The sequence below is a fragment of the Bradyrhizobium sp. USDA 376 genome (genome assembly GCF_054063675.1).
The window spans coordinates 8,254,374-8,266,279 of the sequence record NZ_JBSSGN010000001.1; the positions used below are offsets into that span (position 1 = coordinate 8,254,374).

The 11,906-nt window shown below is 64.3% G+C and carries 8 protein-coding genes; 5 read left to right on the forward strand and 3 right to left on the reverse strand.

Annotation, left to right across the window (positions count from 1 at the left end):
- Positions 1-122 precede the first annotated feature (122 nt).
- A complete protein-coding gene (locus ACVJ19_RS38925) occupies positions 123-1,043 on the forward strand; it encodes a catalase family peroxidase (RefSeq protein WP_453954312.1) in 921 nt (306 codons plus the stop codon).
- A gap of 10 nt (positions 1,044-1,053) precedes the next feature.
- Here the strand turns inward: ACVJ19_RS38925 and ACVJ19_RS38930 are convergent, their stop codons facing one another.
- Both ACVJ19_RS38930 and bamA read right to left on the reverse strand, forming a co-directional pair.
- Complete coding sequence (locus ACVJ19_RS38930; RefSeq protein ID WP_453954314.1) at positions 1,054-1,986, reverse strand: helix-turn-helix domain-containing protein; 933 nt, start codon at positions 1,984-1,986, stop codon at positions 1,054-1,056.
- A 170-nt stretch (positions 1,987-2,156) separates the two neighbouring features.
- Positions 2,157-4,670 carry an outer membrane protein assembly factor BamA gene (gene bamA, locus ACVJ19_RS38935; protein WP_453954315.1) on the reverse strand — a complete coding sequence of 838 codons (2,514 nt, stop codon included), beginning with the start codon at positions 4,668-4,670 and terminating at the stop codon, positions 2,157-2,159.
- A 288-nt stretch (positions 4,671-4,958) separates the two neighbouring features.
- Here bamA and ACVJ19_RS38940 point away from each other — a divergent pair, with 288 nt between their 5' ends.
- On the forward strand, positions 4,959-5,303 hold the full coding sequence (locus ACVJ19_RS38940) for a hypothetical protein (RefSeq protein WP_453954316.1): 345 nt from the start codon (positions 4,959-4,961) through the stop codon (positions 5,301-5,303).
- Positions 5,304-5,539: 236 nt separating this feature from the next.
- On the opposite strand, the gene ACVJ19_RS38945 is transcribed toward ACVJ19_RS38940, so the two are convergent.
- The gene (locus tag ACVJ19_RS38945) at positions 5,540-5,830 is read right to left on the reverse strand and encodes a hypothetical protein (protein ID WP_453954317.1); all 291 of its coding nucleotides are present in this window, start codon (positions 5,828-5,830) and stop codon (positions 5,540-5,542) included.
- A 49-nt stretch (positions 5,831-5,879) separates the two neighbouring features.
- Between ACVJ19_RS38945 and ACVJ19_RS38950 the strand changes: the two genes are divergently transcribed.
- From ACVJ19_RS38950 to ACVJ19_RS38960, 3 genes are all read left to right on the forward strand, one after another.
- Positions 5,880-7,910, forward strand: a complete 2,031-nt coding sequence (locus tag ACVJ19_RS38950; protein WP_453954318.1) for a TonB-dependent siderophore receptor — start codon at positions 5,880-5,882, stop codon at positions 7,908-7,910.
- A gap of 1,207 nt (positions 7,911-9,117) precedes the next feature.
- Entirely contained in the window at positions 9,118-10,677 is a 1,560-nt protein-coding gene (locus ACVJ19_RS38955) for an efflux transporter outer membrane subunit (RefSeq protein WP_453954319.1), read from the forward strand.
- The gene (locus ACVJ19_RS38960) at positions 10,674-11,906 is read left to right on the forward strand and encodes an efflux RND transporter periplasmic adaptor subunit (protein WP_453954320.1); all 1,233 of its coding nucleotides are present in this window, start codon (positions 10,674-10,676) and stop codon (positions 11,904-11,906) included. Before ACVJ19_RS38955 ends, ACVJ19_RS38960 begins: the two co-directional genes overlap by 4 nt.

Here is an 11,906-nt window from a genome sequence, read left to right on the forward strand (position 1 = left end):
CAACCAATCAGCGTTCCACCTTGCACGCGCCTTGAGCAGAATCGTGCAAGGCGCGATCGGTTTGGAAAAGACGCTGTTTCGCGTAACGCCTAGCCTGCCTCGCCCCCGCGAGAAGGCTCACCATGTCTCAAATCCCCGCCGCAACGCCCGCCTCCATCGTCGAAGCCCTGAAGGCCGTCGCCGGCAATCCGCCGAAGGTCCGCGCCAGCTTCGCCAAGGGCTGGTGCGTTCGCGGCACCTACACCCCGTCGGACCGAGCCGGGGAAGTCACGCGATCGCAGAGTTTCACGAAACCATCACGCGTGCTGGCACGCTTCTCGGTCGGCGGCGGCAATCCCGGCGTCGCCGACACAAACAATCTTGTGCTGCGTGGCTTCAGCTTCAAGCTTGGCGGCGACGATCACCGCTCGGACATCCTCGTGGAGAGCGCGCCCGTGCATTTTGCGCGAACGCTCGACCAGATGCTGGCCTTCCTCGAGGCGCGCATGCCGGGGCCGGACGGCAGGCCGGATATGGCCAAGGTCAAGGCGTTCTCGGCGGCCAATCCTGAAACGCTCAATCAGGCGAACTACATCGCCGCGCGTCCGCTGCCCGGAAGCCTTGCCGGCACGACCTATTGGGGCGTGCATGCCTTCCCGGCCACGAATGAGCACGACGAGACGCGCTTCATCAAGTTCAAGGTGGTCCCGGCCCGCGGCCAGATCACGCTGAACTCGGACGAGGCCAGGACGAAGCCGGCCGATTTCCTGCGCGACGATCTGGCTGCGCGGATCGCTACGGGCCATGCCCGCTTCAATGTCATGGCGCTGCTCGACCGGCCGGGCGATCCCACCATGGACGTGACCATGCGCTGGCCGGATGAGGATCATCGCGAGGAGGTGCGGCTCGGCACGATCGTGATCACCGCCTTCGAGCCCGATCAGGCCTGCGACGGCTCCATCTTCAATCCGGCCAATCTCGCTGAGGGCATCGGTCACCCGCCGGATGAGATCTTTGCGGCACGGCGCGCCGCCTACACCATCTCACTCGCGAAACGGAGCTGAGCGCTGCGCCTCACACCTCGCCGCCCGAGGCGCCGAGCGCCTCACGGCGCCATGCTGCGGGGCTGACGCCGGCGATCGAGGAGAACACGCGCGTGAAGTGGCTCTGGTTGGCGAACCCGGCCGAGATCGCGATTTCCGACAGCGGCAGGTCGCGGACACCCATCAACTGCTTGGCCGCCTTCACGCGTTGATGCAGCAGCCATTGGTGCGGCGGCATGCCGACGGAGATTCGAAATGCGCGCGAGAAATGGCTGACCGACAGGTCGAGCTCGGCCGCGACCTTGTGCAGCGAAAGCTTGCCGCTGAGATCGGACTCGAGCCGCTCGCAGGCGCGTTTCGCCTGCCATGGAGCGAGTCCCCCGCGCGCCAGTCCGCCCGTGCGCTGAAGTCCGCCATAGGTCTGGGCGACATGGGCGGTCAGCGCGAGCATCATATGATCGACGAAGAGCTGGTTGGCCTCGTCCGGCCTGCGCAGCCCTTCCTGCAGCGACGCGCCGATGTGGCGGACGATTCCATCGTCATGGCCGACGCCGATCTGGCAGTCGAGCTGGTCGACCCGCGGCGCATTGCTCTGGCGGGCGATGCCGTCAAGCGCCGAGCGCGGAATATAGAAGAACAGCGAATGGAACGGCTTGTCGATCACATAGCGTGGATCGTGCTTGAGGTCATAGAGGTAGGTCGTGCCGGCGCGGACGTCCGCCGTCATGATGGACTTGCCGCGCTCCCAGAGCTCGCAGTCCGGATAATCGTGAAGCTTCAGGCTGACGAGAAAGGCATCTTCAGCGGCCAGCGAGCCGGACAGGCCGCGCTCCGGATGGTCGTTCCGGGTCTCGGTGACCGCCAGCTCGGCGCTACGCAGCGAGCGGGCGACCAGCGCGGGCGGCGCGTCCTTCAAGCGCAGGAACTGCCCAAGCCTCTGCCCGTAGGCGCCTGCCTGTGTCATCGCGATCGTCCTTCCGTGGAAGCTCAAGTGCAGGCCACAGTGTCCCGCAAATTGCAAGGCACATCATCCGACATCCGCAAATGGTTGTCCACGCACGCTCGCGCGAGGCCATCCGGCATTTTCACAAATGCACGACAAATGCCGCAAGTTCCCATGCCGGCCTCGCGGCGCTAGAACGAGGTGCCGCCTCCGAACCTGAACTCCTGGACCATGTCGTATTTGCCTTTCGTGATCGGCACGGCGTAGTCGAAGCGCAGCGGTCCGAACGGCGAGGCCCAGATCAGGCCGACACCGACCGAGGAGCGCACCACGTTGCCGTCGTCATATTGCAGCCCGCAGGTCGGACAGGCCTTGGTGTTGACCTCGCCCGTGGCGGTCCACGACGTCGGTCCCTGGTAGCCCCAGAGCGAGCCGGCATCGGCATAGACCGCGCCTTTCAGGCCGACCTCCTTCGGCAGGAACCAGAACGGCATCTGCAATTCCATGGAGGCGCCCCAGTATTTCGTGCCGCCGAGCGCATCACCGCTCGCGCCGTAATTGTAGTAGGTGATGTCGCGCGGACCGATGCCGTTGGAAGCGAAGCCGCGCACGAGGTTCGGGCCCATCTGGAAGTGATCCAGCATGCGCAGATCGTTGTTGCCGATCTTGTTGAGGATGCCGCCCTGCAGGTGGATCACGTTGACGATCTCGGATACCAGCGGCGTGTAGTATTTGGTGTCCACCACAGTCTTGAGATAGGTGACGTCGCCGCCGACACCGGCGAAATCCTGGCGGAAGTCGATCAGCAAGCCATCCGTGGGGTTCTTGGTGTTGTCGAGCGTGTTGTAGTTCAGCGTGTAGCCGAGCGCCGACGTCCAGGTCGCGCCGTTCGCCAGCTCTTTCCGGACCGGCAGGCTCGACTCGCCGTCGCCGTAGCAGCCGTATCCGTAAACACCGGAATCCGTGGCATTGGTCGGATCCACGCCGCCCAGAACGTTCTTGATGTAGGCCGGCGTCGGGTTGAAGGCCAGCGAGGTGTTCGACGCGTTGTTGTTGCAGTTATTGTACGCGCTGGCGAGCGTGATGCTCTGCTGATACAGCGAGTAGCGGAGCTGGAGCGAGAGATCCTCGCGCAGCGCAAAGCCGAGGCGCGGCGAGAAGCCGAGCGTCGTCACGCCGTAGCTCGTATAGCTGTTCGACAATTGCTGGCGCCAGTAGGTGTCAAATCCGAGCGCCAGTCGGTAGTCGAGCAGATATGGCTCGACGAAGGACAGTGAGATACCGCGCGAATACTGGCCGTAGCTGACGGACGCCTTGGCGTAGAGGCCCTTGCCGAGCAGGTTGCGTTCGGAGACCGAGACCTCTGCCAACGCGCCGTCGGTCGTGGAATAGCCGCCGGAGATCGAGAAGTCGCCGGTCGACTTCTCCTCCATGTCGACGACGAGGATGACGCGGTCACTGGAGGAGCCCGGCTCGGTGACGATCTTCACGCTCTTGAAATAGTCGAGGTTCTTCAGGCGCCGCTCGGCGCGGTCGACCAGCGCGCGGTTGTAGGCATCTCCTTCCGAGATGTCGAACTCGCGGCGGATGACGTAGTCGCGCGTGCGGGTGTTGCCGCGCAGGTTGATGCGCTCGATATAGGTGCGCGGGCCCTCGTCGATGTTGAACACGACGGACACCGTGTGCGCCTCGAAGTTGCGGTCGCCGCTCGGCCGCACCACGGCGAAGGCGTAGCCGCGGCGCGAGGCCTCGATCTGCATCTCCTCGGTCGACTTCTCGACCGATTCGACGTTGTAGAGCGATCCGACACCGACGCGCGAATAGGAGCGCATCGAGCTCGTGTCGAAATTGGCAATGCTGGAGCGGAAATCGACCGAACCGACGCGATATTGCTGGCCCTCCTCGATCTTGAAGGTGACGTTGAAGCCCTTCTTCTCCGGATCGTATTCGGTGAGCGCGGCCACGACCTGGGCGTCGGCGAAGCCGTTCTTGAGGTAGAAGCGGCGGAGCAGGTCGCGATCGGCCTCGATGCGGTCGGGGTCGTAGAGGTCGTTGTTGCCGAGGAAGCTGAGCAGATTGCTCTCATGCGTCTTGATCACGTCGCGCAGGCGCGCGGCCGAGTAGGCGCTGTTGCCGATGAACTCCACCGACTTCACGCCGGTCTTGACGCCTTCCACGATCGTGAAGATGAGATCGACGCGGTTGCTCGGCTGCTCGATGATCTCGGGCGTGACGCGCACGTCGTAGCGGCCGGAGCGCCGATAGATCTCGGCGACTCGCAGCGTGTCGGACTGCACCAGCGCCCGCGAGAAGGTCCCGCGCGGCTTGGACTGGATCTCGGCCGAGAGCTGCTCGTCCTTGATCTTCTTGTTGCCCTCGAAGGCGATGCGCCCGATCACGGCATTTTCCACCACCGACACGACGATGCGGCCGCCGGCCTGGTTGATCTTCACGTCCTGGAACAAGCCTGTCGCGATCAACGCCTTGAGACCTTCATCGATCGCCGGCTGATCCAGACGCCCACCCGGGCCGGGCCTGAAGTAGGAGCGCACGGTCTCGGCCTCGACGCGGCGATTGCCCTCGACGACGATCGTCTCCACCGCCTGCGCGGCCGCCGGCTGCGGCAACAGCGCGACAGGGACTGAACTCGCAATCGATACACCGCACATCACCACCGCGATCAGCCAGGGCCGCAAAAACGACATTCCACACCTCAAGAGCACCTAGCCTGCTCTGAAACGAGACGGCTGTGGCCGCGATGTGGCTTTGTGATTTCTGCATTGTTTCTGGTCGTTCAATTTGATTGGCGGATCGGCACGCAGGCGTGGCAGCCATGACGATCGCGCGGGGCCTGCGGCGTGACTGGACGGCATTGAGCCTGCCACGCATACGGCTTGCCGTTGCGGGCTTTCAGCAACATCGCGCAACGCCCGGATTCTTTACAGAGGCTTAAGGCGGTGCGAGAGGCGACGACATCAGGAACTCGCATGGGTATGGTGCTGGTCGCTCTCCTCGCCTCGACCTTGGCCGCTCATGCCGCGACGGCCGGCAAGCGCGATCAACGGCGGACGACACAAAATACTGTCTATGAATACGGTCCAAGCGGCCCCAACCGGTCCTATCAGTCCGACGCGCACACGCGTATCTATGTCAGCAAGCGGTCCTGGCTCGATGGAGGGACCGAGGTGCTCCCCGGCGAGCGCAAGTTCAGCGACTTTGCCTTGCCGCCCGGCATCTCGTTTGCGCGCGAGAACAACAATCGGCCGCTCGATCGCCAGCCGCTCAGCCCCGACTCGGATCTGGGCGGATTCACACAGAGAATCCCGATCTCGTGGTGACCGGTTTGCGGGACTCCTGACTGCCGCCTCGATAAACGAGACGACAGTCAATGCGCTGCTTCCAGCAGTATTCCGCTGGTCATACGTTGGCAATTGCGCGCGAGCGGAGATGACGTGTGCGTGCGCGCATCTGCCGCACGCGATTTCATGTTCTCCACATTCGTCTTGAATCATTCCAAGTTCGCTCATCGCACGTTCAAGCAATTCTATTTTGCGCGTGTGGAATTCCGATCTCTTCACCAATAGAAGTCCGCATCGTTCGAGGCGCGCAGCACACAGCTGCGCTGCGTTCGATCGACATCAGTTCTGCGAAATTGGGGATCATCATTGGTGGGCGTTGCTTTGTCGGAGAGGAAACATCGTTGGTTTGGAAGCGCAGCAGCGATCAACGCAACGATGTTCGGTTCGGTCGTATTCGTATCTGTTGACGTCCTGGCGTCCCAGGCACAGGCCCAGAGCAGCAACCTGCCACCGGTCACCGTCGAAGCGCCGAGCGCGCCGAAGACGCGCAGCAGTGCCTCGTCCAATCAGCGCACGCGGTCTCAGCGCGCGACCACCGCGAATCGTCGGGGCAATTTGGCAGCCGATCAGAATCGCGCGCCGCAGGCGGCTGGGGGCGCGGCTGGTACGACGACCGGCTACGTCGCGACCAGCGGTACCGCCGGCACCAAGACCAGCACGCCGTTGATCGAGACGCCGCAATCCCTCTCGGTCGTGACGAAGAAGGAGCTCGAGGATCGCAACGTCCAGACGCTGAAGGACGCCGTCAACTACACGCCCGGCGTCACGACCACGGCATTCGGCTACGATCCGCGCTTCGACGCCTTTTCCATCCGCGGCTTCGACGTGACCTATACCGGCATCTATCGCGACGGCCTGCGGCAGGGCGGCGGCAATTTCGCCATTCCCAAGATCGAGCCCTATGGAATCGAGAGCGTATCTATCCTCCGCGGGCCGGCCTCCGGCCTCTATGGCCTCGGCTCTCCGGGCGGCATCGTCGATGTCACGACCAAGCGACCACCGATGACGGCGTTTGGCGAGGTGCAATTGCAGGCCGGCAATTATGATCGCTACCAGGGCGCCTTTGACGTCGGCGGGCCGGTTCCCGGCAGCGATCAATTGTACTACCGACTCACGGGCTTGCTGCGCGACGCAAAAACCTGGTTTCCCGGCAACGACGACGACCGCGCCTATATCGCCCCTGCCCTGACCTGGAAACCGAACCTCGATACGACATTCACCATCCTCGGAGAGTACCAGACCAGCCGCACCGCCGCGAGCATCGGCAACGCGCGCACGGCGGATGGCAAGCTGACCAACATCTACTCGAACGATCCGGCGTTCAGCGCCATGGACCAGAAGCAGTTCCGCGTCGGCTACGCGTTCGAGCACAATGTCGATGACACCTGGACCGTCCGGCAGAATTTCCGGTTCTATCAGGTCAACACCGACGCGAAATACACCCAGATCGATACGCTCGACTTCGCGACCCAGACCGCGACGCGTTCGGCCTGGCGAATTCTCGACAATTTCAAGACCGCCACGCTCGACAATCAGGCCGAAGCCAAGTTCATGCTCGGCGCGGTCAAGAACACCGTCCTGTTCGGCGTCGACTACGGCAATTCCCGTTACGACGACAAGATCGGGTGGGGAGCAGCGCCCGATCTCAATCTTGCGACCATGAACTACGGCACGCAGGCGATCGCGACGCCGGCATTCTCGATCTTCACCAAGCAGTCGACCAACGAGATCGGAGTCTACGCGCAGGAGCAGGCCAGGCTCGGCGGATTCATCCTGACGCTCAACGGCCGTCAGAGCTGGGTGTCGCAGAGCACGACCACGACGCTGAATGGGGCGCCGGATACCTCGAAGCCTTCGGCCTTCACCGGCCGCGCGGGCCTGAGCTATGTGTTCGACAACGGCGTTGCGCCCTATGTCAGCTACGCCACCTCGTTCAGCCCGCAAACCGGCGTGGACGTGACGGGGGCCACGTTCAAACCGACCACCGGGGAGCAAACGGAAGTCGGCGTCAAGTATCAGATGCCGAATGTTCCGCTGCTGCTGACCGCCGCTGCCTTCGACATCAAGCAGGACAATGTTCTGCGTACCGATCCCAGTGCAGTTGCATTCCAGGCGGCAACCGGACAGATCGAGTCCAAGGGCGTTGAGCTCGAGGCCAAGCTCGCGCTCAAGCCCGGCTTCGATCTCACCGCGGCCTACACCCACCTCAACGTCGTGATCACGCGCGGCAATACCGATACGACCGGCAACGAGTATTCCGGCATTCCGAGAGACTCGTTCGCGGCATTCGGCAAGTACACGTTCCAGTCCGGCATGCCGGTGGAAGGGCTGGGACTGGGTCTGGGCGTGCGCTATATCGGCGCAAACTTCGGCAACGACCAGAATACGTTCGAGAATGCGGCCGTCACGTTGTTCGACGCCGTGGTCGACTACGATCTCGGCAAGCTCGACCGCAGCTTCCGGGGCGCCTATATGCGTGTGAATGCTACCAACCTGTTCGACAAGAAGTACGACACTTGCCAGTCCGGCTATTGCTACGCCGGCGCACGGCGTCAGGTGATCGGGACGTTGAGCTATCGGTGGTAGCGCCATTGCCCACTCTCGTGTCCCGGACAAGCTGCAACGCGTAAGCGTTGCGGCGCAGAGCCGGGACCCAGAAGGCAACGCCGCAAACATGGGCCCAGGCTCTGCGCACAGCCGAAGTGCCGTAGGGTGGGCAAAGCGAAGCGTGCCCACCAATCATCAGTGGTGGGCACGGCGCTTTGCGCCTTTGCCCACCCTACGATTCCGCACTTGTGGCACGCAGCCTCCTCAATCTCGTCATTGCGAGCGCAGCGAAGCAATCCAGACTGCCGCCGCGGAAAGGCTCTGGATTGCTTCGCTGCGCTCGCAATGACGGAGTATGAGGAAACAGCGTCGCTTGTTCGGCTTGCATTTCGAATCGCAGACACGCCTTCGCATTCTCGCGGCGCAATTCGCCCGAGCTTTGCTTCGTCACTCCACCCTCAAAGCCAAGAGGGCGCAGGGAAGGCCGGGTGCCGGCTAGCACCCGCGGTCCGCCGCGCGAAAAGCACACGCAGAGAAACCGCACAGCAGCATACAGGTGAAGCCCAACACACGGCCTACCCTGCGCAGTGGTTGGACGGCTTATGCCGTGCTCTCCCGGGAGCCGAGTTCGTTCTGGCCTCCCTCACCCCGCGAATTGACGATGCCGTCTGCCCGGTTGGGCTCGCGCGCATCTTCGCGAAAGGCTTGACCGTAGCAACGACGGCCAGGACCACACGGTTTTGCCGTACGCGCGTTCGTTGGCGCCACAGGGTTCGATGACGTTGTGCACGTTGCCATCGAAATGTTGGCGCGACGAACTACACAGCGCCGCTCATCCGCACGCGGTTACGAGCTCACAGGGACTACCCGCCCTGCCCGCGACCTGTTCGTGCCGACGCTGCCGCGTCCACCGCAAGCCCGGCTCGCGTATCGTGACGACAACATGATCGCCCCTCAAGGATGAACCGGGATGGCCGATATATACGATAAATCCGAATTTCGGTAAAGTGGAATGTTTTTATCGCGAGGGCTTGACTGACCTGCGAAACAGGGGCGATGCTGTTCCCGACCATCCCCCTTCCCGCCGGCACCGAGATGCCGCGCAACATCTGTTTACATTCAGCAACATTCGGGCTGCCGAAAGGCCACGATCCCTAGGCTAGTGGTTCCTGCCTCATCCTGCCCTCCGAGGGCCGTGAACGCCCTCCTCCTTCCGGGGCGAGGCCAATGAATCTCAGCCGATTTGATGCCGTCACACTTGTCCGTCCCAATCCCCGTGCCTTCCGCAAAGGAGAACCGTCATCCGACGCCCCTTCCGCTGCGCGCAGTCCTTTCCCGTGCCGGATCGGCCTGCCTCGCGCTGGCGCTGACCGGCTCATTGGCGGGCTGTGCCGTGGGGCCGGACTACGCAGGACCGCCCCGGCTGGACTTGCCTTCGCACTGGAGCACCGAGACCGCTTCGCGGCACGGCGCAGGCACGCTCGATCGCTGGTGGCTGCGCCTGCGCGATCCCTTGCTCAACCGCCTGATCGAACAGGCCGTCGAGGCCAATCCCGACGTCGCCAAGGCGAAAGCGGTGGTGCGCGAGGCACGCGCGACGGTGCAGCAGACCGGCGCCGGCCTGTTTCCGTCGGTCAGCGGCTCGGCCTCGGTGACCGACAACAAGACAAGCTCGGGCTCCGCATCAGCCGTCGTCGACAGCGCGCCCTATACGCTGCACCAGCCGAGCTTCGATTCGAGCTGGGAGCTCGACCTGTTCGGCGGCACACAGCGGAGCATCGAGGCGGCGGTGCGCGGGGCGCAGTCGGCCGAGGAGGATCTGCGCGACAGCCTCGTCACGCTGATCGGCGATGTCGCCGCCTATTACGTCGAGGCCCGCGGCTATCAGGCCCGGATCGCGCTGGCGCAGCGCACCGCGGTCTCCCAGCGCGACACCGAAAAGCTCACCCGCAGCAAATACGAGGCCGGCAGCGGCAACGCCGTCGATCTCGCCAAGGCCACCGCGCAGGCCGCGAGCACCGAAGCCAACGTTCCGACCTATCAGGCCGCGCTCGCCGCCGACCTTCATCGGCTCGGCATCCTGCTCGGACGGCCGCCGGATAGTGTCGGTTCACTGATGGCGCGGCCCGCACCCGTGCCGGCACCGCGCATGCCGCTGCCGATTGGCCTGCCCGCCGATCTCCTGATGAGCCGTCCTGATGTCACCAGCGCCGAGCGCAAGCTGGCGCAGGCGACCGCCAAGATCGGCGCGGCCGAGGCCGACCGCTATCCGGCGGTGTCGCTGACCGGCTCGGTCGGCACCTCGGCGATGCGCGTCGGCGATCTCGCCAGATATTCCAGCGTGAGCTGGTCGGTCGGGCCTTCCGTCACCGTGCCGGTGTTCGATGCGGGCAAGCGACTGGCCACGGTGAGGATCGCGGAAGCACAGCGCGACCAGGCGTTCGCGACGTTCCATGCGACCTTGCTCACCGCACTCGAAGATGTCGAGAACGCGCTGGTGTCGCTGTCACTGGAACGCGTGCGCGCGACCAAGCTGACCGAAGCGGCGACGAACTACCGCGAGGCCGCAAAGCTGTCGCGATCGCTGTTCGAGACCGGCAGCGCCAGCTTCATCGACGTGCTCGACGCCGAGCGCTCGCTCTATTCGGCAGAGGATTCGCTGATCCAGAGCAAGGTGGCTGCGGCCAAGGATTACATCGCGCTGGCCAAGGCGCTCGGCGGCGGCTGGTCCGATCCGGTCGACGTGTCGACGCCGATCATCGTGGACAGCAACACGGGACCTCACGTCCGGGAGGCGCAGAAGTGACTGGGATCATCACCGTCAAGCGCGTCAAGATCGCGGCCGCGGTGTTTGCCGTGGTCGCGACCGGCATGGTGCTGGCGACGCGGGCCCCGGGGACGTCGAACAAGGCGCAATCCTACATCACCGCGCAGGTCGCGGTCAGCGATCTCCGCGAGGAGGTGCTCGCCAGCGGCACGCTGAAGCCGGCACGGCTGACCGCCGTCGGCGCGCAGGTGTCCGGCCGGATCACAGCGCTCAACGTCCGCGTCGGCGACACGGTCAAGGCCGGGGACGTCATCGCCCAGATCGATCCCGTCACCAAGCAGAACGACCTGCGCAGCTCGGAAGCGTCGCTGAAGAACTACCGCGCCCAGAAGGCCGAAAAGGAGGCCGCGCTGGTGCTGGCCGAAGCCAACCTCGCGCGCCAGCAGGCGACACTGGCGCAGCGCGCGACCTCGCGCAGCGATTTCGACAGCGCGGAAGCGACGGTGCGCCAGACCCGCGCCCAGATCGCTGCGCTGGAGGCGCTGATCGTCGGCGCCGAAGCCAGCGTCGAGACGGCGCGGGTGAACCTCGAATACACCCGCATCACCGCGCCGATCGACGGCACGGTGCTCGCGACCGTGGTGCAGGAGGGGCAGACGGTCAACGCGGTGCAGTCCGCGCCGACCATCGTCGTGCTCGGCCAGCTCGAGACGATGACGGTGCGGGCGGAAATCTCCGAGGCCGACATCGTCAAGGTCCGGCCGGGGCAATCGCTCTACTTCACCATCCTCGGCGACCAGGATCACCGTTACGAGGCGCGTCTGGAGCAGATCGAGCCGGCACCCGAGTCGATCAAGAACGACGCCAGCTTCTCCTCGACCGCGACGTCGAGCTCAACATCGAGCTCGTCGAGCTCGACCAGCACGGCGATCTACTACATCGGCGTCTTCAACGTCCCGAACAAGAACTATGCGCTCCGGACCTACATGACCGCCGAGGTGCACATCATCACCGGCGAGGCCAAGCAGGTAAAGGTCATCCCGGCGCTCGCCGTGATGCGCAAATCCGACGGCCGCAGCACGGTGCGCACCCTCGGCACGTCGGGCGACGTTCGCGAGCGCGAGGTCAAGACCGGCCTCAACGACCGCACCACCGTCGAGATCAGGTCCGGTCTCGACGAGGGCGAACGGGTCGTGACCGGAGAGGCCAGCGAGCAGACCGCATCGCGCGGCATGCCCGGCGGCCCGCCCGGAGGGGGAGGTCCCTGA

Excerpts from the sequence above, each read along its gene's own strand:
- ACVJ19_RS38925 (WP_453954312.1), top strand. The coding sequence starts at position 123 with ATGTCTCAAATCCCCGCCGCAACGCCCGCCTCCATCGTCGAAGCCCTG.
- ACVJ19_RS38930 (WP_453954314.1), bottom strand. The coding sequence starts at position 1,986 with ATGACACAGGCAGGCGCCTACGGGCAGAGGCTTGGGCAGTTCCTGCGC.
- bamA (WP_453954315.1), bottom strand. The coding sequence starts at position 4,670 with ATGTCGTTTTTGCGGCCCTGGCTGATCGCGGTGGTGATGTGCGGTGTA.
- ACVJ19_RS38940 (WP_453954316.1), top strand. The coding sequence starts at position 4,959 with ATGGTGCTGGTCGCTCTCCTCGCCTCGACCTTGGCCGCTCATGCCGCG.
- ACVJ19_RS38955 (WP_453954319.1), top strand. The coding sequence starts at position 9,118 with ATGCCGTCACACTTGTCCGTCCCAATCCCCGTGCCTTCCGCAAAGGAG.